This window comes from uncultured Idiomarina sp., assembly GCF_964010655.1.
In the GTDB taxonomy this organism is placed as follows: Bacteria; Pseudomonadota; Gammaproteobacteria; order Enterobacterales; family Alteromonadaceae; genus Idiomarina; species Idiomarina baltica.
Window position 1 is genome coordinate 1 of the sequence record NZ_CAXGLS010000006.1, and the last position, 21,700, is coordinate 21,700.

Annotated in this window: 22 protein-coding genes and 1 tRNA gene; 5 read left to right on the top strand and 18 right to left on the bottom strand. The window is 46.5% G+C overall.

Going from position 1 to position 21,700, the window contains the following annotated elements; genetic code table 11:
* Window positions 1-59: 59 nt before the first annotated feature.
* Window positions 60-533: a chemotaxis protein CheX gene (locus ABNS04_RS02915; RefSeq protein ID WP_006957002.1), complete on the top strand. Its 474-nt coding sequence runs from the start codon at window positions 60-62 to the stop codon at window positions 531-533.
* A 26-nt stretch (window positions 534-559) separates the two neighbouring features.
* Here ABNS04_RS02915 and dnaB read toward each other — a convergent pair whose 3' ends face one another.
* The 13 genes from dnaB to ABNS04_RS02980 form a co-directional block, all read right to left on the bottom strand.
* Window positions 560-1,954 carry a replicative DNA helicase gene (gene dnaB / locus ABNS04_RS02920; RefSeq protein ID WP_006957003.1) on the bottom strand — a complete coding sequence of 465 codons (1,395 nt, stop codon included), beginning with the start codon at window positions 1,952-1,954 and terminating at the stop codon, window positions 560-562.
* Between the two features lie 43 nt (window positions 1,955-1,997).
* The gene (locus tag ABNS04_RS02925; RefSeq protein WP_272977927.1) at window positions 1,998-2,951 is read right to left on the bottom strand and encodes a DUF4097 family beta strand repeat-containing protein; all 954 of its coding nucleotides are present in this window, start codon (window positions 2,949-2,951) and stop codon (window positions 1,998-2,000) included.
* Between the two features lie 23 nt (window positions 2,952-2,974).
* Window positions 2,975-3,499, bottom strand: coding sequence for a hypothetical protein (locus ABNS04_RS02930; protein WP_272977926.1), 525 nt, complete (start codon window positions 3,497-3,499; stop codon window positions 2,975-2,977).
* The gene (locus ABNS04_RS02935) at window positions 3,496-4,005 is read right to left on the bottom strand and encodes an RNA polymerase sigma factor (RefSeq protein WP_272977925.1); all 510 of its coding nucleotides are present in this window, start codon (window positions 4,003-4,005) and stop codon (window positions 3,496-3,498) included. The genes ABNS04_RS02930 and ABNS04_RS02935 overlap by 4 nt, the downstream gene beginning before the upstream one ends.
* A 126-nt stretch (window positions 4,006-4,131) precedes the next feature.
* The gene (gene rplI, locus ABNS04_RS02940; RefSeq protein WP_272977924.1) at window positions 4,132-4,584 is read right to left on the bottom strand and encodes a 50S ribosomal protein L9; all 453 of its coding nucleotides are present in this window, start codon (window positions 4,582-4,584) and stop codon (window positions 4,132-4,134) included.
* A gap of 41 nt (window positions 4,585-4,625) precedes the next feature.
* Window positions 4,626-4,853 carry a 30S ribosomal protein S18 gene (gene rpsR, locus ABNS04_RS02945; protein ID WP_006956988.1) on the bottom strand — a complete coding sequence of 76 codons (228 nt, stop codon included), beginning with the start codon at window positions 4,851-4,853 and terminating at the stop codon, window positions 4,626-4,628.
* 10 nt (window positions 4,854-4,863) lie between these two features.
* Window positions 4,864-5,163, bottom strand: a complete 300-nt coding sequence (priB, locus tag ABNS04_RS02950; RefSeq protein ID WP_006956989.1) for a primosomal replication protein N — start codon at window positions 5,161-5,163, stop codon at window positions 4,864-4,866.
* A 25-nt stretch (window positions 5,164-5,188) separates the two neighbouring features.
* Window positions 5,189-5,536 (bottom strand): 30S ribosomal protein S6, encoded by a 348-nt coding sequence (gene rpsF / locus ABNS04_RS02955; protein ID WP_006956990.1) that lies wholly within the window; start codon window positions 5,534-5,536, stop codon window positions 5,189-5,191.
* Window positions 5,537-5,674: 138 nt separating this feature from the next.
* Window positions 5,675-6,121, bottom strand: coding sequence for a hypothetical protein (locus tag ABNS04_RS02960; protein ID WP_006956991.1), 447 nt, complete (start codon window positions 6,119-6,121; stop codon window positions 5,675-5,677).
* Window positions 6,111-6,857 (bottom strand): 23S rRNA (guanosine(2251)-2'-O)-methyltransferase RlmB, encoded by a 747-nt coding sequence (gene rlmB, locus ABNS04_RS02965; RefSeq protein ID WP_272977923.1) that lies wholly within the window; start codon window positions 6,855-6,857, stop codon window positions 6,111-6,113. Before rlmB ends, ABNS04_RS02960 begins: the two co-directional genes overlap by 11 nt.
* Window positions 6,854-9,211, bottom strand: a complete 2,358-nt coding sequence (gene rnr, locus ABNS04_RS02970) for a ribonuclease R (protein ID WP_272977922.1) — start codon at window positions 9,209-9,211, stop codon at window positions 6,854-6,856. The genes rlmB and rnr overlap by 4 nt, the downstream gene beginning before the upstream one ends.
* A gap of 123 nt (window positions 9,212-9,334) precedes the next feature.
* Window positions 9,335-11,878 carry an acylase gene (locus ABNS04_RS02975; protein ID WP_272977921.1) on the bottom strand — a complete coding sequence of 848 codons (2,544 nt, stop codon included), beginning with the start codon at window positions 11,876-11,878 and terminating at the stop codon, window positions 9,335-9,337.
* Window positions 11,879-12,044: 166 nt separating this feature from the next.
* Window positions 12,045-12,830 carry a PhzF family phenazine biosynthesis protein gene (locus tag ABNS04_RS02980; protein ID WP_272977920.1) on the bottom strand — a complete coding sequence of 262 codons (786 nt, stop codon included), beginning with the start codon at window positions 12,828-12,830 and terminating at the stop codon, window positions 12,045-12,047.
* A gap of 138 nt (window positions 12,831-12,968) precedes the next feature.
* Here ABNS04_RS02980 and ABNS04_RS02985 point away from each other — a divergent pair, with 138 nt between their 5' ends.
* Window positions 12,969-13,298 carry a hypothetical protein gene (locus tag ABNS04_RS02985; RefSeq protein WP_006956996.1) on the top strand — a complete coding sequence of 110 codons (330 nt, stop codon included), beginning with the start codon at window positions 12,969-12,971 and terminating at the stop codon, window positions 13,296-13,298.
* A gap of 44 nt (window positions 13,299-13,342) precedes the next feature.
* On the top strand, window positions 13,343-13,930 hold the full coding sequence (locus ABNS04_RS02990) for a CBS domain-containing protein (RefSeq protein WP_071463958.1): 588 nt from the start codon (window positions 13,343-13,345) through the stop codon (window positions 13,928-13,930).
* A gap of 67 nt (window positions 13,931-13,997) precedes the next feature.
* On the opposite strand, the gene ABNS04_RS02995 is transcribed toward ABNS04_RS02990, so the two are convergent.
* On the bottom strand, window positions 13,998-15,719 hold the full coding sequence (locus ABNS04_RS02995) for a TonB-dependent receptor (protein WP_337877930.1): 1,722 nt from the start codon (window positions 15,717-15,719) through the stop codon (window positions 13,998-14,000).
* Window positions 15,720-15,754: 35 nt separating this feature from the next.
* Window positions 15,755-16,042 (bottom strand): hypothetical protein, encoded by a 288-nt coding sequence (locus tag ABNS04_RS03000; RefSeq protein WP_337877929.1) that lies wholly within the window; start codon window positions 16,040-16,042, stop codon window positions 15,755-15,757.
* Between the two features lie 224 nt (window positions 16,043-16,266).
* Here ABNS04_RS03000 and katG point away from each other — a divergent pair, with 224 nt between their 5' ends.
* Window positions 16,267-18,531 carry a catalase/peroxidase HPI gene (katG, locus tag ABNS04_RS03005; RefSeq protein WP_286682133.1) on the top strand — a complete coding sequence of 755 codons (2,265 nt, stop codon included), beginning with the start codon at window positions 16,267-16,269 and terminating at the stop codon, window positions 18,529-18,531.
* Window positions 18,532-18,682: 151 nt separating this feature from the next.
* On the opposite strand, the gene ABNS04_RS03010 is transcribed toward katG, so the two are convergent.
* Window positions 18,683-18,769, bottom strand: a tRNA-Leu gene (locus ABNS04_RS03010).
* A 184-nt stretch (window positions 18,770-18,953) separates the two neighbouring features.
* Between ABNS04_RS03010 and ABNS04_RS03015 the strand changes: the two genes are divergently transcribed.
* Window positions 18,954-19,463 carry an RDD family protein gene (locus tag ABNS04_RS03015; protein WP_040488268.1) on the top strand — a complete coding sequence of 170 codons (510 nt, stop codon included), beginning with the start codon at window positions 18,954-18,956 and terminating at the stop codon, window positions 19,461-19,463.
* Here the strand turns inward: ABNS04_RS03015 and lptG are convergent.
* Both lptG and lptF read right to left on the bottom strand, forming a co-directional pair.
* The gene (gene lptG, locus ABNS04_RS03020) at window positions 19,460-20,527 is read right to left on the bottom strand and encodes an LPS export ABC transporter permease LptG (protein ID WP_006956972.1); all 1,068 of its coding nucleotides are present in this window, start codon (window positions 20,525-20,527) and stop codon (window positions 19,460-19,462) included. The two genes, ABNS04_RS03015 and lptG, sit on opposite strands and share 4 nt — an antisense overlap.
* A gap of 2 nt (window positions 20,528-20,529) precedes the next feature.
* A complete protein-coding gene (gene lptF / locus ABNS04_RS03025; RefSeq protein ID WP_006956973.1) occupies window positions 20,530-21,645 on the bottom strand; it encodes an LPS export ABC transporter permease LptF in 1,116 nt (371 codons plus the stop codon).
* Window positions 21,646-21,700 lie beyond the last annotated feature (55 nt).

Consider the following 21,700-nt stretch of genomic DNA (forward strand, 5'->3'; position numbering starts at 1 on the left):
ACTTAACGAGCAGCGTGACACAAAAAAAATCAATTGCGGTAAGTAAAAGGTAATTATTTATGGACGCAGCGTTCGTCAACCCATTTTTGAACGCACTTCAAAACGTGCTTTCAATGATGGCTCAAATAGAGCTTAAGCCAGGAAAGCCTCAAATTAAAAAGGATGAATACGCTCGTGGCGATGTGTCGGGCATCATTGGAATGGTAGGTCCACAAGTTAAAGGCTCCTTTTCAATATCCTTTGAAGAAAATCTAGCCTGTGAAATCATGCATAAGATGTTGGGCGAGCTACCCGATTCAGTGGATGAAGAGGTATGCGATATGGTGGGTGAAATCACTAATATGGTTACAGGCGGTGCCAAAAAGGAGCTCGCCGAGCGCGGTTTTGAGTTTGATATGGCCACACCAATCGTCGTCTCGGGACGCGACCATACTATATCTCATCGCTCTGAGGGCGCAAAGCTGATCATGCCCTTCAACCATGTTGCCGGTAAGGCATACATCGAAATATGTTTTGATAAGCTGAGAGCCTAGTTGTTGCTAAGCTCTCTTTTTATAAGTTAATAGCGCTCATCATCAGACGCTCGAGCAAAATTATCAAACCGCGATAGATGCCCATGGAATTTAAGTTCAACTTTACCGATGGGTCCATTCCTTTGCTTACCAATGATAATCTCCGCTAATCCTTTCTCTGCACTGTCTGGGTGATAAACCTCATCACGGTAGATAAACATAATAACGTCAGCATCCTGCTCGATCGATCCAGACTCGCGCAAGTCGGAGTTGACAGGACGCTTATCTGAGCGTTGCTCAAGTGAGCGGTTAAGCTGTGAAAGCGCTACGACAGGAACACTCAATTCCTTAGCTAAAGATTTTAATGAGCGCGAGATCTCAGCAATTTCAAGTGTACGATTTTCTGACATCCCCGGTACTGTCATTAACTGCAAGTAATCCACCATAATCATCGATAACCCACCGTGATCTCGCGCAACACGACGAGCCCTAGAGCGAACTTCTGTCGGTGTTAATCCGGAGGAATCATCGATATACAGATTATTCTTATCATTGAGAATGTTCATGACTGAGGCAATACGAGCCCAATCATCATCCTCCAAACGTCCCGTCCTCACACGGTTTTGGTCAACGCGACTGAGTGATGCCAGCATACGCATCATGATTTGCTCAGATGGCATTTCTAAACTAAACACCAGCACCGGTTTTTCTTCGTTCATTGCGACGTTTTCGGCTAAGTTCATCGCGAAGGTGGTTTTACCCATCGACGGTCGAGCGGCAACAATAATAAGATCTGAAGGCTGCAGACCGGCAGTCATCTGGTCTAAATCATGGAAGCCAGTCGATGTGCCTGTTACACCGTTATGATTTTTTATGTTGCTAAGCGTCTCTATTTTCTCAATCGTCTTAGCCAGAATATCACTGACCCCCTTGGGGCCTTCCGTTGCACTAGTGCGCTTCTCAGCAATACGAAATACTTTACTCTCCGCCTCATCGAGTAACTGTTGGCTCGTTCGTCCTTGGGTATCGTAACCTGACTCGGCAATATCATTCGCTGCGGCAATCATCTCTCTGAGCACCGCCCGCTCTCGTACAATATTGGCATAAGCGACAATATTGGCTGCACTCGGTGTATTTTTCGAAATTTCACCTAGATACGCAAAGCCACCCACGGCGTCGAGCTCAGTGTTCGCCTCTAGCTCCTCAGAAACAGTCACTAAGTCCATTGGCTGACTGCTATCGGCGAGGGATTGCATTGCAGTAAAAATCAGTCGATGAGCACGATGATAAAAATCTTGCGCGATAATCAGCCCAGAAACTTTATCCCAAGCGTCATTATCTAACATCAACCCACCCAACACAGATTGTTCGGCTTCGATCGAATGAGGCGCTGAACGCAGCGCCTCAATCGACTTATCTCTTTGCTTATTTTTTTCCGCCATCGTTACAGTCTCTGTACACTCGCCAATGAGCGCTACTATATCGTTAATCGCGACGAATTTCGACAGTTCCTGAGACGGTTGTTAAACCCACTCTCGCACTTCCAGTACCGACTTCGAAGTTTAATTCTGACGAAGTTCCCCAGCGCGATTCAGTGGGTTTGTCGTTACTAATACGGTTAACAATGTCACCACCAGCATTAGTTGTAATATCAAAACTGGCGTTCGGTATCGCACTGAAAGTAAACGCCATATCGCCGCTCACGGATGAAGCTTTCAATTCACCACTGTCTGCCAATTTAAGCGAAAGATTAACGTCTCCACTGACATTTTTTAAATTAGCTTTCTTGAGACTTGGTAATTCAGCCGTTACATCGCCTGAGACGTTTTGTAAGTAGAACTCTTCCATCATATCGGCGTAAACACTAATATCGCCGCTAACGGCTTGATAATGAGCGACTCTCGCGCTACTGCCTTTATCGCTAATATCCCCACTAACACTTTCTAGCCTGACGGTACCAGCAATAGACCGCGCATCAATGTCACCACTGACAGTACTGACTTCGACACCGCCACCAATATTTTCGACTTTCACATCACCGCTCACGAGGTTTACTTCGATACCTTCTTGCAAATCAAAGGCATCGACATCCATGGATACACCTTTTACATCAAGATGGCTTGATTTAGGCATATAAATAGTTAACTTTGACCCTTCATCATCGTCGAACCACCCATTTTGCTCGGGTGTTTTGATTTGCACCTGCAATGTTGAGCCACGTAGTTCAAAAATAAATTGCTCAGTGCGTTTGTCGAGTGTTCCAGTAACATGAACCACGTTGTCATCACTCGCCATGATCTCGATTGAGCCGCGTTCGTTATCAACAAATACTTCCGTCCCCTTCGGCACTTCCATTTTTTCATCGACACGCTCTTGTGCAACAGCGTTCACTGTTGACAGCGCAACAGCTCCCATCAATAATGCGGTTAAAAATTTCATAGTAATCTCCTCGTTCACCAAGCTTAAATTTGTTTCAATACTGGCTTTTGTTGATAGCTTTGCTCTAATAAAGCCAGTTCTTGTTCGTTAATCCAACGCAACAGCTCCAATTGCTGTGCATTACCAGGGCCAGACGCTAACGCTTCTAATACCGACTGTCGCGCTTTAGCTAGCTGTTGTAGCTGTGTAGTTAATTGCTCATCACTCTGCTCAATTCCAGCAAGTTTGTAACCCCTTTGCAGCGCCGAAACCTGTTGCGCTTGGGTGCTGATCATCTGTGCCGCTGCCGCGTAATAAGGTGATTCATTAGTTCTGATATCTTCTCCTGGCTGAGCACCTTGGTAGCCAACAAAGACAGCCACCGCCAACAGACTCGCGGCGAGCGCCCCACCGGCAGCTGCCCACCATGTACGTGAGTCCTCAGTCGTTTGCCCCTCTAAGCGCTGTTCAATACCCTGCCATAAGTCATCACTCGGCTCTATTGCGTCAGGAGTCTCACGTTGGTGCGCAATAAGTGCTTCTAACTGTTGCTCTTTTTCGTTGCTCATAACCACTCCTGCATTAATTTCTTAGCGCGAAAAAACTGGGATTTACTCGTACCTTCGGCAATATGTAACAGGTCAGCAATTTGCTGGTGCGAATAGTCCTGTAACGCATGTAGAACGAAAACCTGTCGTGTTTGCTCAGGCAAGCGGATGATCAACTTATCGAGCTCGCCTAAATCAATGTCGCTACTGTCAGCTTCGTCCAGCGTATTATGGTCAATGGCTCGCTCATTGCGTTTAAACCATCGTGACTGCTTTCGCATTTCTGTAATACCCACATTATTAGCAAGACTAAAAAGCCACGTTGAAAACTTTGCTCGACCATCAAATTTGGGTAATGAACGCCAGGCCTGTACAAAGACTTCCTGTACCAAGTCATCGGCCAGTGAGCGATCAGCAGTTAACCTGAACACCATTCCGTAGACACCACGTACGTAACGCTCATATAAGCGTCTAAACGCATGCTTATCGCCATTGGCAGCTAACTCTATGTCGTTGCTGTCTGACAAGGTTCTCTCCCTGAAAAAAGTTTATTAGCTAATTTATAGAGTAAGTCGCGTTAATGCGAGGCTAGGTTTACAAGGCAGGTAAAAAAAAAGCTGCCCTAAGGCAGCTTTTCATAACTCAGTAACATATTACTTAGTTGGAACCACTTTTACAGTGATGTTAGCGAACACGTCAGCGTGCAAGTGTAGTTCGATTTCAAACTCACCTACTTCACGCAACGTGCCGTTTGGCATAAGTACTTCGCTCTTCTTCACTTCAACGCCAGCCGCAGTAACTGCGTCCGCGATATCACGAGTACCGATAGAGCCAAATAATTTACCTTCGTCACCCGCTTTAGAAGCGATAGTAACAGATTCCAAAGCATTGACTTTTTCAGCGCGCGCTTGAGCTGCAGCTAATTGGTCAGCCAATTTCGCTTCGTAGTCAGCACGACGTTGCTCAAAAAGCTCAACGTTTTCTTTAGTTGCAGGAACCGCTTTACCTTGTGGGAACAAGAAGTTACGCGCGTAACCTGACTTAACAGCAACCTGGTCGCCTAAGCTACCTAGGTTAGCGATCTTATCTAATAAGATGATATTCATTTTCGCTACCTCTAAATCTTGGTATCCGAGCCTTTGCTAACTTACTGATGTGAATCAGTGTAAGGCAGCAAAGACAAATAACGAGCACGTTTGATAGCACGTGCTAACTGACGCTGATACTTAGCTGACGTTCCAGTGATACGGCTAGGAACAATCTTGCCAGATTCAGTGATGTAGTTTTTTAGCGTAGCGATGTCTTTGTAATCGATCTCTTTTACGCCTTCAGCCTTAAAACGGCAGAATTTACGGCGACGGAAAAAACGAGCCATTATGGCCTCCTTAAATCATTTCTAGATGCTGAGCGTGAAGAACTAGCTTGGCTAACCCTTGCTTGTCTTCATGACGATGCAAGAAACCCTCGGTATGTACTTCACTGCCCACCGTCAATTTATCCAACCAGTGCGTAAGCCCTTCGCCACTCATGATGACTTGTAAACGAACAAATGATTGTCGGCTCATTCCTGCTTCTGCTTGCATTGAGCGGTGCTCAAGAGAGAATTGGATGTGCTCAATACCTGATGGGCTCTTTTCGAGTCGAGCAGGTTTACAAACGTGTCCAGTTAAATGAAGTCGATTCATAGTTGCTAAAGGAGCAAAACCTCAATTAAGCGGCTTCGCTATCACCTTTACGCTCTTCCTTTTTAGTTAAAGGAGATGGTTCAGTGATCGCTTCTTTTTTACGCATAACAAGGTTACGTAAAACAGCGTCGTTGAAACGGAAGGCTGTTTCCAGCTCGTCAACAACTTCTGCGTTCGCTTCAATGTTTAGCAACACGTAGTGCGCTTTATGAAGCTTGTTGATTGGGTAAGCTAGTTGACGGCGACCCCAGTCTTCTAGACGATGGATCTGGCCACCACCTTGCTTGATCGTTTCGCTGTAGCGCTCGATCATGCCAGGTACTTGCTCGCTTTGGTCTGGATGGACCATAAATACGATTTCGTAATGACGCATTACTGCTTCCTTTTGGTTCAGTAGCCTCTGTTCAGTTCAGCCAAACTGACATAGAAGCAAGGAATACTCTATTTAAAAAGATAAAACGGCTGATTTGAGCCGCGCGAGTTTAACTAATTTATGCACAAAATGCAATGATTAATAATCTCGCGCTTCAGGGTGGGACGCTTTGTGTGCTGCGCTGACTTCGTCGGTCACTAAAGATACTAATCGCCCTGCCAGTTCAGTTTTGACGCCTTCTGGCCCTCTTACCATGACTCTATCAAGAGGCGTCTCGGACCGAACGATGTCGGCTTGTAATGTCAAGAAATCATCTTGCTTATCCACTTCAACACGAATCGCATATTCCGCATTCTTCGCCGATTCGATATGCCATTCGTGTCTCACATCAAACCGATTCTGTAAATCTTCGAGCACCTGATTAACAATCGCCTCATCTGTTTTCGATTCGTAACTGATGCTGACATAAGGCTTAGTTGATCGCACAAAGGTACTTTCATTCCAATTTGGCGTCCAACTGAGGAACAGTAAACCAATCAGTGCCAGTGCGATAATTATCGGAAGTAAACGGCGGCTAATTGGCATGACGCTGTCTCACCGCCTCAAAAAGACAAACCCCACTGGCAACAGATACATTTAAACTGCTTACAGAGCCATCTAATGGGATAGATGCCAATTCATCGCAAGTTTCACGGGTCAGTCGACGCATTCCCTTGCCCTCGGCTCCCATAACTAATGCGAGCGGACCCTTAAAATCGATTTGATAAAGTGATTTATCGGCTTCACCTGCTGTACCAACCACCCACACATTGAGCTCTTGCAGTGTGCGAAGCGCACGTGCCAAGTTGGTTACAACAACCAAAGGAATGTTGTCTACTGCACCGCACGCTACTTTTCGTACGGTAGGCGTAATCTGTGCTGATTTGTCCTTAGGCACAACCACAGCTGTCGCGCCAGCGGCATCGGCCGTGCGCATGCATGCACCTAGGTTGTGTGGATCAGTCACGTTATCGAGTACTAAAAATAACGGGGCACCTTGGGCTTTTTCAATCAATGTTGAAAAATCATTCTCATTCAGTGGCGGTAAAGCTTTTATTGTCGCTACCACGCCTTGATGGTTACCAAACTCGGCTCTTTTATCAAGCGCTTGACGCGGTATCCACTGAGGCCGAATACCAATCGCCTCCGCTTGACCTATCACCTCAGCAACGGAAGCATCCTGACGTTCACGTGAAACAAATAACTCTATTAACCGATCGGGGTGCTGTGTTAGCACTGAGCGAACCGCGTGCAAACCAAAAACTGTAACCTTCTGACTCATGATTTATTGCGCCCCTTACTACTTGAATGACCGCGACTATTTTTTTGACCCGATGTTTTTTTACTTGACGGCTTGCGCTTATTCGAGCGCTTACCACGGCTATTTTTGTCACCCTTTTTAGCGTTACGCTGCTGTCCTTTATTGCCTTTAGGCATACGAGATTTACCCGTAGGACTCTCTGCACTTAACAACTCTAAGTCAATTTTACGGTCGTCTAGATTGACTTGTTTAACACGCACTTCTACTTTATCTCCAAGTCGGAACACGCGGTGACTATTTTCACCCACAAGCATATTTTTGGTGTTATCAAACTGATAATAGTCATCACCTAAATTACTGATGTGCACCAGACCATCAATTTGATATTCGTCAAGCCGCACGAATAAACCAAAGTTTGTAACCGCCGCGATAACACCAGTGAAACTTGAGCCGATATGGTCTTGCATGAACTCACATTTGAGCCACTCATCCACCTGTCGCGTTGCATCATCAGCACGGCGTTCAGTGTGACTACAATGAACACCTAAATCATCGAGCTCAGTATCATCATATGCCCATGCACCGGTCAACGCGCCCTTAAACTCGCCCTTGCGCTTTAAAATTGCCTTAATCGCGCGATGTAAAATGAGATCAGGATAGCGCCTAATCGGAGACGTGAAGTGTGAATACGATTTTAATGCCAAGCCGAAGTGACCTGTGTTATCAGGTTGATAGACTGCTTGTTGCATTGAGCGCAGAAGCATCGTCTCTATTAGTTCTCGATCAGGGCGTTGTTGAACCTCAGACAAAAGCTTGCCGAAATCCGTCGGCGTAGGCTCGTCGCCACCTCCTAATTCAAGACCTAATTCACCCAGGAAGCTACGAAAGTTAGTCAAACGCTCATCGGCAGGCGGTTCATGGACACGAAACAATGCATTGATATCGTCGACTGACTCAACCAGTTTAGCGGCCTCTACATTAGCCGCAATCATGCACTCTTCGATGATTTTATGTGCGACATGACGTTTAACCGGTTCAATACGCTCGATTTTACGCTCGGTATTAAAAATAAATCGAACTTCTTGCGTATCAAACTCGATCGCAGAACGTTTCTTCCTGACCGAAGCCAGTGCTTTATATAGGCTATGCAACGACTCAATATTCGTTAATACATCTTTGTATTGCTCGCGTAGTTCTGTATCACCATCTAAAATTTGCTTAACTTTAGTGTAGGTTAAGCGCGCGTGACTATTCATTACTGCCGGATAGAAACGCGATGATTTCAACTTGCCGCGCGGCCCCACTTCGATTTCAGCCACCATACACAACCGGTCGACATTCGGATTGAGGGAGCAAAGACCATTCGAGAGCTTTTCTGGCAGCATGGGAATCACGTTGTTAGGAAAGTAAACGGAGTTGCCTCGATTCCACGCTTCTTGATCAAGTACCGTATTGGGCTTCACATAGTAGGACACGTCTGCAATCGCCACCCATAAACGCCAACCGCTCTCTTCGGGCATCGCTAAGACCGCATCGTCAAAATCACGAGAATCTTCCCCATCAATCGTGATGAGCGGTAATTCACGTAAATCGATACGTCCCTCATACGCTTGCTTAGGAATTTCATCAGCTATTTTATTAAGCTCTTGATCTAACCCTTCAGGCCATTCATTAGGAATGTCATGTTCTCGAATGGCGACTTCAATCTCCATTCCAGGTGCCATGTGATCACCGAGAATTTCGGTAATCTCACCAATGGGGCTAGTACGTTTGTTAGGTCTTCGTGTAATCTTGACCACAACCAATTGGCCGTGACGCGCACCCGCGGTCGCATGGTTGGGGATCAAAATATCTTGGTTAATGCGACTATCATCAGGAACAACAATACCCATATCATGATCGACAAAGTAACGTCCGACGATATCGTTATCACGGGGTTCTATAACCCTCACCACACGACCTTCACGTTTTCCTTTGCGATCTTGCCCTGACACTTTAACCAGTACCACATCGCCATGGAGTACCGAGTACATTTGGTGATGAGGAATAAAGATATCACCACCACCTTCTTCAGGCTGACAAAAACCAAAGCCTTCGCGGTGACCGATGATACGCCCTTTAATCAATTGCATTCGGTCTGGTAATCCGTAGCTATTGGCTTTGGTATACACTAACTGACCGTCACGTTCCATCGCTCGCAAGCGACGTTTGATGCCTACTTGTTGGCGTTCATCACCAAGCTTGAAATGACTTACAAATTCATCAAACGAAACAGGTTTAAGATGCTTCTGCACCAACCCAAGCAACGCTTCCCTACTTGGTATTTCAACCTCGTAGTTAGGGGTGGGTTGGTCGTTCGAATTTGTTTCTGACATAAGTTCTCTTATAAGTTGAAATTAAATATTGACTACTATGCATGCAGTATACGCTTTATAACCACTATTGTCAGTGACAGAAAAAAGAAACCCCAGCCGAGGCTGGGGTTTTGGTACGTCATGTTAATTCGCTTGTGATTGCGTAATGGTTCGTTCCTCAATGACGTTATTATCAATATCTGCATTATCAAACCAAATCGGACGCAGTTGTGGCTCCTGAGAGTACAGCTGAGTTTGGTCAATGTAGTGATCAGACAGGATATTACGAGACTGAGAATAGCTCAGTAAACCTTGAGCCTGCGGACCGTCATCGGTGAACTCCATGGTGAACATCCAGCTCGAACCATAACTGATATGATAGCCAGCACCATTTGCCGCTAGGTTTGAGCCTTCCACTTGTGGATAAATCAAGCGCGGATAAATCGTGCCATCAGAGCCCGTGTTTGCGCGGAACACGTTAAAGCCCCCTTCGATGTTATTGGCACCACCCCAGGGCAACCGATTACCACTCGGTGTTCCATCTGGAAGCGCACGCTCAACGAATTGAACCTCGCCTAGCGGGGCGTCAATCGACAAGCCTACCGACTGAATACGCGCCATAGCATTGCCTAATAGCGTCAAGACCGCTGTTGATTTCTTCAAACCGCTGGGGGTTGTGAGCGGTTGCGAGGCATCGTAGGGCACCTGCCACTGCGGGTTACGCGACCATTCTGAGGCAAACTCACGGAATAGCATCGCACCGACACTGTCTTTATTCATCGTACCATCCCACTGTGCAAGTACATCGCACCCAGGTTTAATACTCATTGCGCCAGCCGCAGTGTTGACAGGATTACTACCTTGCGCGGTACAAAGGTCAACTAAGTCGTCGAGTACCGCTTCAGCAAGAAATGCGCGGTTGCTCAAGAGCTTATTTGCAATGTCTTCTCGACTAAACAAGCCATTAACAGAGCCCCCTTCCGCTAACATTTTTTGACCCAAACGAGAGCGCAAAGACTGTTGGTTACCGATAGGTCCCCAAAGTGGGGATACGTTTTCGATTGGATTATTGGGGTTCGTTAGCCAAAAGCTGTCATTAGAGTTCTGCACGAAATCGTTCCGAAGCAGTTGTGGAGCCTTGCTAAAAGGCATTTTTCCGTCCGCTTTGTGACTGGCAGAAGTCCCCGGAACGACAGGAAACCCTGCCGACGCACTGATCCCCTGCAAAACAGCGTTGCTTTGCCACTGTGCAATCGTCTCATCACTCAAGTTAGGGACCGATGAGCCGTCCGTAAAGAACACATCACCATCTTCGTCAGCCGCCATGGCATTGTTAAATACCGTGCCCGTGTAATCGACAAATGACTGGCGATATTCTTCAATGTTGCGTGCGCGGTTCATTGCCAACCAGTGATCGAAAATTTCAAAATTAGGCAGATTCGCATCATAGATCGCGTAAGCTACGTCCTTCCCATAAGGGTCGGTACCCCAAGTTAGCGGTGAATTAGGAACTTTAATAATTGTGCCAAACTCACTGTGATAACTGGTTTTTTCAAGGGTTATTAGGCCATTGCCCGTATTCACTTGGATCTGATGCGTTTTTGTTGTCATCGGAACCGACTCGCCATCGACTAGATAGTGGGTCCCCGTTTCGTCTTCTGGATCTAACGCTAGCTGATGAACGACAAACCGATTGGCCGTTGAGAACGTGTGCGTCCACGCAACATGCTCATTAAAGCCGATATTGACGATACCGGGCATACCCGATAGCGATCCACCAACGACTTTTAATTCACCAGGAATTTCCGTTCCAAATTGCCAAAACCGTTGGTTCCCGGTATGTGGGAAGTGCGGGTTAGCCAACACCATGCCGTTCCCCGTCGCAGACATTTCTGAGCCGATAGCCCAACCATTAGAGCCCATTTCCGTTGGATTAGGTTCTGGCATCTCAATATGAACTGGGCTCAGCGTCATTGCTTGTTGAGAAGGTGCAACCGGCTGTGGCATGTAACTCTGATTTGGTGGCGCGGCAACAAAGACGGCTCCGGTAAAGTTGCTAGCCCCTGGCAGTAGCGCAACACCCTGTGCGTACGTAAGCAGATCGATAGGTGTAATTTCTTGTACGAAAGGCTGCCCAGCGCAGGTCGGATCGATGTTGTTTACGCCTGTCTCGCTCAGGTATTCGTTGTATCCCGCCGCATAGCCCGTCAACAATGCTTGAGATTCTTCACTCAAAGAATCGAAGCCCTGTTCGGCGTTATCGCGAATACCTAGCGCAAGAAAGCCAAAATCATCTATTAAGTTTTGATTATTATTCGAACCAATCGGATTATGTGGGCCAAAGTACATTGAGCGCTGCGAATTAAATTTCACGATTTGGTCCGCTAAAATACAGATATTGTCTTTAGCAAAAGCAAAGCCAACGCCAAATCCTAAACTTTCTAGGTTATCCGCTTTTATGTAGGGCACACCATAGGTCGTCCAGCGAATGTCGGCACTGAGTTCATCGTCATCGTCAAATGTTGATAAAGGATCTTGTGCTGGTAAGGGGCTACTATAATCTGGTTCTGACGGAGTTTCAGGAGCTTGATATTCAGCCACTTCGTTACTAAAGTTACAACCGCTCAGCGAGACTACACCGGCCATTAGCAAGGCTCGATATAGCAGTGAGGTTTTGTAAGTTCTCATCGCGCTTTCCTTGTGAAGTTTAAGTTATTGTTATCGCCACATGAGCGAGACTACTTTATTCGCTTGTGTACTGCCTAAATCATCAGCGCATAGTTTAGCTTAATGTAAAATACACGCATAATTTATACTCTCTGTTATAACGCGTTATTACAGCATGGTCCAACCACTAAATCGTGATTGTTCCTCGCAAATATTCGACGGCTTGTCCAAAAAGCTTCACGCGATCCTGTTCAACCTCGCAAATCACGCGACCACCTCGTGACGATAGCTGCTCCCCAATAACCCGCGTCTTATTTAATCGCTTACTCCACAAAGGAGCTAACTGGCAATGCGCTGAACCTGTAACAGGGTCTTCGTTCACATTAAGCTTTGGAAAAAAGCAACGACTGACAAACCCATCTCCTTCAACTGCGGTTGCGACAACACCTCGCGAATCGAGCTTTTTTAATTCATTGAAGTCAGGCGATAAAGCACGCACTTGCGCTGCATTTTCAAGTATCGCAATATGATCAAAGCCACGTAACAGTTCTACGGGGTCACAACCAAGTCCATGGCTGACAACTGCATTCGGGGCAATCGATTGGGGTTCTGTTGCAGGAAAGTCCATCATCATCCCCGATGACGTACGCGTGACAATCAAACTACCGCTGCGTGTATTAAAGTGGACTTGCTCAATGTCGGGGCGCAAATGGCTAAAGACCACGAACGCCGCGGCGAGCGTTGCATGACCACAGAGATCGACTTCAGCCGCCGGGGTAAACCAACGTAAACCGAATACACTGGGCGAGCGTGTTGATGATAAAAACGCCGTTTCCGATAAGTTATTCTCTTCCGCGATATACTGAAGCATATCATCAGATAGTGTATGGTCGAGTAGAGGCACCACGGCTGCTGGATTACCACCGAAGGTTCTATCTGTAAAGGCATCAACTTGATATAAAGAAAGTTGCATTGAACTATTTCCTTGTGTTTTCCTCTAAATAGGTATAAACCTATGACTGTGATCAAAGAAGAGTCATTTTTATTATCTATAAGACTCATGTTGATTGCATAAGCTGTAAGTTAAATTAGTTGAGAGCTGAACGCTAAGATGTATCGTAAATTTTTTGCTCTACTCATTGTCACTATTTCGCTACTCGCGCAACCTGCGATGGCGTCATTGAGTGCGCACAACGTTCAAAGCGTCTCTTCTGATTGTGATTTATCGGTTTATCATGCTGAGCATTCCCAAGGTATTATCCAAACCTCTGGCGCTAACGATATCGGTTCAGAACAACCCGATCATTCGCCAGCTATTACAAGTCAGAACTTTTCTCCCTCTTTAGCCATCACAGACGAGCGAGTTCAAATCACCGTTCGGTTTGTTACCGGCGTTGATTTTATTCGCCCACAACTAAGGGCTCCACCAACGACTGTTTAATTCCGCTGTATTGACATTTATTTTTAGGAATTAAGGAGTACGTTATGACTGAGTTTAAATCACTTAAATCAGTATCTCATGGTGATGCCGTTTCACTCTCTTCGCAAGCTCGCGACCCTTTCAACTGTGATTGGCATGCGAACGCCTTGCATGTGTTCGATGACTTCGAGCGCCACGATCCGTTACTACTGCGATCAAATACAAGTCTCGACCGTGCTGAGCAGCTCATGAATTCTGCGAAGGTTCGTTACGCTTGTGTCGTGAATAGTAATGAACAAATTGTGGGCTTAGTCGCGTTGCGCGAGTTTCATAGCCGTCATGCTATGCAAGTGAGTCAATCGACCCAACTCCCGTGGGCGGATCTAACTGTTGGCGACTTAATGAGAAAACTTGATGAGTTGCCGCAGGTTGAATATAAACAACTACAGAAAGCGCGTATTGGTGATACAGCAGCCACGCTTAAGTCTGCTGGGCGCGATTTCTTACTGGTATTTGAAGCAGGTTCAATCCGTGGCGTTGTGTCGTCGCTGCGCATCGCGCAAGTAACCGGAGAGTCAGTGAATATTTATCACTCGGCTTCCACTTTCGCCGAGATTATTTCAGCAGTGAATCACTCCCACTTAAATGACTAGACATTAATAACAAAATAAGGCGGTTAAACCGCCTTATTTCTTTTCGGAAGATACTTTTTACGTCGTTTTAGAAGGTATAACTTACCTCAAACCGCACAGTTCTCGGCTCCATCACGTGATAATGTAAATCTTCGACCCCCGCAGCGGGTTCCCCTTGCAAACGCGATGCATAGTAATAATCGATATCATGGTCATTACTGTCTAATAAGTTGAGTATTTGAACTTGAGCCGACCAATTCTGCCATTGCTTAGCAAGTAAAAAGTTGACCACCGTGGAGCTATCAGAACGCACACTATTATCCTCAGTCAACGGACGCTCACCGATATAGCGCACACGTAATGTAGACAACCAATTATTCCCAAACCTATGGGTTGCGCCCAATTGCAGAATATCTTCAACCGCCCCTGGAATATAATCATTAGGTAGCGCATCATCAAATTCAGCATCTGTATAAGCATATTCAAAGTCAAAGCTGAGGTTATCATTTACATTATAGTAGGCAGCCACTTCAATACCATTTCTGTATGATGGCCGACTCGCTTCCGTATTGCCCGCATCACCCACAAACAATAACTCGCTATCCTGCTCAAGCGCCCAAAGCGCGACTGAGCTGTTAAACTGGCTATTTGGACGCCAACGCATTCCAACCTCGTAACCTAAAGCACGAACAAGCGGGTCGACAGGCGCGACACGATCACCGGAGTTAGGATCAACACGCGTGACAGTGCCTCGCGCATCGTTAGAGTGAAAGCCCTGTCCCGCAGATAGGTATACTTCCATATCATCCAATAACAGATAATTAAGGCTACCTTTTAGTGACCATAATGCATCGGATTCTTGACCATTGTTATGGGTTAACTGAACATCATAAATATTTTGTTGCAGTCGGCTGTTCACATCAAAGTCAAAGTAATCATAACGGAGTGATACGGTACTACGCAGTCGCCCTGTCCACTGGTAATCATGTGTCACATACGAGCCAAAGCTCCACTCATCAACACGGTCACTGCGCACGGCTCCAATACGCTCGCGTGCCTCGCTTTTATAAAGCCCGACTTCGCCGATATCGTCATAGCGCGTATCAAACCCTACCGTGAAATTATTGTTGATATGCCAACTACCTGAGGCACCATAAATCATTCGATCGTCGACCTGTTCAAATTGGTCACCATTGACAGGATCATCAAGGTAGTATGTGAAATTAGAGAAAAGAGACAAACCATAGTCGATGGCATAAGCGCTTAATGCGTAGTCCGCTGTCGTGTAAATAGCGTTGAGACTGTAACGATGTGTCTTACCACCGAGTGTCGGGTCAATCGAGCCGAGCTCATCAATTAATCCAGACTCCACTGCACGAGCAGGAATTTGATCAGCACTATTCCACTCATTATGGTAGCCCATGGCTCCGAGTGTTAGAACACCGTCATCTAGGCGAATACTATGTCTCAAAACACCGTTGAGCTTATCAACATCCTCATCGATATCAGACCACGGTCCATCATAAGTTTGATACTCAAGCGCATACAAGGTCGCATTCCGGCTTCCTGAATTCACACTATCAGCTACCAAAGCACGTCGATAATTATCTTCGCCTAGGGTCACGGATGCGAGCCCATTGCGCCGCGTCATTTGAGTGCTAAAACCAACACTGCCTGCTCCGGAGAAATCACCTACATCTCCATAATAAGTGCCCTTTTGATACGTCACTTGAGCAATGATCTCGGGAATTAAAAAGTTAATGTCGGTATAGCCCTGACCATGTCCGTGGCTACGCATATTAACCGGCATACCATCAACGTATGTAGCAAAGTCAGTGCCATGGTCTAAGTTAAAACCACGCAAAAGTATTGGTTGGCTTTACCACTACCGCTGTGTTGCGTTGCACTCATTCCTGGAATGAGTTCCATCAGTTCACCCGTTCTTAACATCGGACGAATTTCAATTTCGGGCTGTCCTAAGACGCCTTCGGAAGCCGACATCGACTGACCTAACAAATTAGCTTGATGCCCAGAAACCAAGATACGCTCAATACCATCATGTGCTTGAACGCTCGCCAAAGGAAGCGCACTGATAAGGGCGCTAAGTACCATAGAACGTCGAAATTTGACCACGAAAACCTCATAACAAATTGAATAACTTATTTAGCATACTAAAAATTGAATAGATAAACATGAAAACTGCGAGAAAACGGGGGCATACCAGGTTAAGTGGTGCGAAGTGTGAAATACCGATTAGATTAATCGTTTTTAACAATCAGAAACCAGGGGATATATCCATAAAACTGGTCTATATTACATTGCGAAAATGGTTAAACAGTCAACATGAGGTTAACAAAATGAGTGTCACACGAAAAATGAGTATCTCACTGGTGTCGGCCGCTGTAGCACTGACTTTATCGGGTCAAGCATTAGCGCAGCAAGGTCATAACTACCACAAGAATATGCAGCAAACCGAGCAAGCTAAGGAAAATAGCTTTTGGTGGCCAAACAAACTTAATTTGGAACCTCTGCGCCAGCACAGCCCAGAGTCCAACCCACTCGATGCCGATTTTGATTATGCAGAGGCCTTTAATGCACTTGATCTAGAAGCGGTTAAAAGGGACATCGAAGCACTGATGACATCGGATCAAGATTGGTGGCCAGCCGATTATGGACATTATGGCCCTTTCTTTATTCGCATGGCATGGCACGGTGCGGGCACCTATCGTGTACAAGATGGACGCGGCGGTGCTGCGGGAGCGCAACAACGCTTTGAACCGCTTAATAGCTGGCCCGACAACGTTAGTTTGGATAAAGCACGTCGTCTGTTATGGCCTGTGAAGCAAAAATACGGCCGCAATATTTCTTGGGCTGATTTGATGGTACTGACAGGCAACGTAGCGCTCGAATCAATGGGCTTTAAGACCTACGGTTTTGCTGGCGGTCGTGAAGATGCCTGGGAGCCTGATATTGTTTACTGGGGACCTGAAACCGAGTGGCTCGGTGACAAACGCTATCAAGGTGAACGTAAACTCGATAACCCATTAGCCGCGGTACAAATGGGGCTAATTTACGTCAACCCAGAAGGTCCAAATGGCAACCCCGATCCACTGCTCGCCGCAAAAGATATTCGAGACACGTTCGGACGCATGGCGATGAACGATGAGGAAACCGTTGCATTGATCGCCGGCGGACATACGTTTGGTAAAGCGCACGGCGCGCACAAACCTGAAGAATGCTTAGGCGCTGAACCTGCTGCCGCCCCCGTAGAACAACAAGGTCTCGGTTGGAAGAATAGTTGCGGAAAAGGTAATGCTGAGGACACGATCACCAGTGGCTTAGAAGGTGCATGGTCGGTCAATCCTACTGCGTGGACGACCCAATACTTGGATAATTTGTTTGGTTTCGACTGGGAACAGACGCGCAGTCCAGCGGGCGCTATTCAATGGATACCTAAAGATGGTCAAGCGGCTAATATGGTACCTGATGCACACGTCGAAGGTAAGCGTCACGCGCCTATCATGTTTACTACCGATCTCGCACTAAAGTTCGACCCTGAATATCGCAAAATCGCGAAGCGTTTTCACGAAAACCCAGAAGAATTCGAACTTGCGTTTGCTAAAGCTTGGTTTAAATTGACCCACCGCGATATGGGTCCCAAAGCACGATACCTTGGCAGTATGGCACCTAAAGAAGACCTTATTTGGCAAGACCCAATCCCTAAAGTCGATTACACGCTGATTAACGAAAGCGAAATTAGCGAGTTAAAAAAACAGATCTTGGCCAGCAAACTGACGGTGCCAGAACTCGTTCGTACCGCCTGGGCAGCGGCTTCAAGCTTCCGTGCCACAGATATGCGCGGCGGAGCCAATGGCGCGCGGATCGCTTTGGAACCACAAATAAACTGGGAAGCGAATAACCCTGAAGAGTTGAGGCGAGTACTGAATGAACTTAAGCGCATTCGTGCTGAGTTCAATCAATCGCTCTCTGGCAATAAGCAAATATCTCTAGCGGATACTATCGTGCTGGCAGGTGCCGCTGCTATCGAAAAAGCAGCTGAAGATGCGGGCTATCGCGTAAAGGTACCTTTCATACCTGGACGCGCAGATGCGACCCAAGAGATAACCGACGTGCAGTCATTTAAGTTCTTGGAGCCAACTGCAGACGCTTTTCGAAACTATTACAGTGAAGAGAGCCGTTTGAATCCAGCGCAAATGATGGTCGATAAAGCCGACACGCTCGACTTAACTGTCCCAGAACTGACCGTTTTATTGGGAGGTTTACGCAGTTTAGGGGCGAACTATAAAGGTACTGAGCACGGAGTTTTCACGGAGCAGCCAGGTACACTCAACAACGACTTTTTCGTAAACTTGCTGAGTATGGATACACAATGGGAACCCTCTCAGGATGACGAGTCGCTATACATTGGTCGTGACCGCACTACGGGTGAGCCAAAGTACACCGCAACGACGGTCGACTTAATTTTTGGTTCGAACTCCGAGTTACGTGCAGTGGCGGAGATTTATGCCCTTGATGACTCAAAAGACAAGTTCGTCGACGACTTTATAAATGCATGGGTTAAAGTGATGCAGCTCGATCGCTTTGATCTAGAAAAGTCCTAACCGTTAATACAACGAATCTGCATGCCGGTTGATTGGAAACAATGAGCCGGCATTTTTATTTCACCGAATGAAAGCCATTGGGTAGTAATGAGTGTCGGCTGAAACGTTAGATTAGCATTGAAAACGTGATAGGAAGAGCTTACTAGAAGCTTGGTGCCGAGGGGGGGACTTGAACCCCCACGCTGTTACCAGCGGTGGATTTTGAATCCACTGCGTCTACCAATTCCGCCACCTCGGCATTAAGATAGGTTGTCTTGGTCGACGGAGGGGATTATACCCGTGACATCTTTCTAATCAAGCAAATATTGCAGAATTTTTTCGGTTTTAAGTTTGTTTGGTCATTCCTTAACCGAACCATCCTACTGCGCGTCGGTCCGGGTCATGGTAAACTCTCCCCGTTACAGGTTGTTATGGATAAAAATATGCCATCAGAAGCTCAAAAACTGCATGCGAGTTTTCCATCAGCAAACTTTCTTCGTCGGTTTGCCGCATGGATTTACGATTTTTTAGTCGCTTGTGCGATGGTTATGCTTGCCACCGCACTCGCGCTCGGAGCGTCAGCTATCGCCACCAGCTTAGGCTGGCTCACATTACCGGAAGGTATGGATCATGCGGAGTTTATTGACCAAGGTCCTTGGCTCACAATTTTTCTGCTAACCGTCTTAGCGGTGTTTTTTGGTTACTTCTGGAAAACATCGGGTCAGACCGTAGGCATGCGAGCTTGGCGCTTAAAATTACAACAGCGAGACGGTTCTCGACTCACTTACAAACAGGTAATTATAAGGCTTTTGACATGCATGTTGGGCGTAGGAAATATCTGGGTTCTCGTGGACTTAAAACACCGCCGAGCTTGGCAAGATTACGCCGCAAAAACAGAGCTGGTCACTCTATCAAAAGAAGCTAACCAGCTATTTTATTGGAAAGAGCTTTAGCTCTTCCTCTGCATGACAAAAATAGCAACACTGGCAAAGACTAAGCTCGGCAACAAGGCCCCTAGCACCGCCGGCACCTGGTAGACTTGTGCTAGGGGACCAAAAATTTCGTTACTGACATGAAACGCAAATCCTGTAATTACGCCCAACAGTATACGCGCTCCCATACTGGTTTCCCGTAATGGGCCAAAAATAAAGGACAATGCGACCAGTAACATCACTGCCACAGTCACCGGTGATAATACCTTACGCCACAACGCCAACTCGTAACGCTGAGCAGACTGCTCGTTCGACTTAAGGTAGGTGAGGTAATCAATCAGTCCCGATATTGATAATGACTCCGGTTTTATAGTGACGACGCCCAATTTATCCGGTGTCAGGCTTGATTGCCACACAGTGCTATCAAGGCGTTTTTCAATCACTTTTTGTTGTGTAAGTCGAGTCTCGACCACCTGACTTAAACGCCAAGACTCATTACTATACACAGCCGTCTGAGCGTATGTGACTGTTTCGAGTTGCTGTTGTCCATCAAAGTCGTAAATCAGCACACCATTCAAACGTCCGGTGTCTTCAACTTCCGAAATATTAATAAAATCATCGCCATCTTTCGCCCAGACGCCACGTTGAGCGGAAATAAGACTACCTCCGGAGATTTCTTGTGCACGGATTAGCCGACCTTTAGCTTCCATCGGTGGAGCAACCCATTCGCCAATGGCAATTACAGCAATCATCATAACAACTGCAGTTTTCATCACCGCACCAGCAATATTAAGCTTTGAGCGACCCGCGGCTTGCATCACGATAAGCTCAGAGTTACTCGCCAGCACCCCCATACCTATTAAGCCACCCAGTAATGCAGCCATCGGAAAGAAAACTTCAACATCACGCGGAATACTGTAAAAAACAAACAGCGCCGCGTCGATCACCTCATAACTACCTCGTCCGACCGACTTGAGTTGCTCGACAAAACGTATTAACCCCGAAAGCCCGGTCAGTACGATTAAACTCATTAGCGAGGTTTTGAGAACTGTCGCGCCAATATAGCGATCCAAGATACTAAACATCGTTACACTCTCCGGTTTCGCTGACGCCAGAACATCAAGTGTGCCCAAAATCTCAACCCGACAGGTCGTGCTCGGCTGAGCAACGCAATACCGAATACCAGCAAAGCAACATGTATCCACCACAGACCGATAAAGGTTGGGATAACTCCATCCCGTACCGCCGATTTGGCAGCCATGAGAACAAGAAAATATCCTAGATAAATTAAAATAGCCGGCGCCATTCGCGCGAATTTACCTTGTCTCGGATTGACTCGGCTTAATGGAACAGCAATCAGTGTCAATAATGGCATTGCCAACGGTATTGCTATACGCCATTGCAGCTCAGCCGCTGCCGCATTTGATTGTTCCTGCCACAACTCATTGACAGTATAAGCTTCTAGATCTCGTAACTGTTCGTCTACAGGCTGCTCTTTGATTTGCAACCTATACTGCTCGAAACTCATCAACTGGTAATGTTCACCATCGCCTGCAAAGCGTTTACCGTCGCGCAGCTCTAACCACTGAGAGCCAGAGCTTTCAGTATTCACTTCACCCGAGGTTGAAACCACCACGCTACCGGAGCGAATCCGTCCCTGCTCTGCCTGATGCTGCGCCACAAACACATTCTGCAAATCACCTTGATCATCTTGGCTTTGAATAAAAATGACTGCCTTGCCATTGCTAGATTGCTGAAAGCGACCTGGAATAAGGGCTGTTAATCCACTATCCGCGCGAGCCTTGTCCTCAATTTTTTGCTCTTGCTCCAATGACCAGGGCACTACGTACATAGTCAACGCCGCAGTCAATAGAGCCAGTATCACCGCAACAACCAGTGTCACTCGAGTCACATACCACTCACTGACGCCACAGGCATGTAATACCGTCATTTCGTTGTCTGCATAGATGCGTCCGTGAGCCAATAAAATGCCCAGAAATAAGCTCAATGGGATGATCAGTGCCAGTAGCGCCGGTAGATTCAGCGATAACAACTGAAAAATAATAGAACTAGGAATATCGCCTTCTGACGCATCCGACAGTACGCGAACAAATTTTTGACTGACAAATATCGTCATCAGTACAACCAATACCGCGATTTGAGACTTTAATGTCTCAGCAATCAAATATTTAAAAATGCGCACGTTGCTCGACTCATAACTTTGGTTTTTACTGGAATAGCTGTGATTTTTAAGTAAA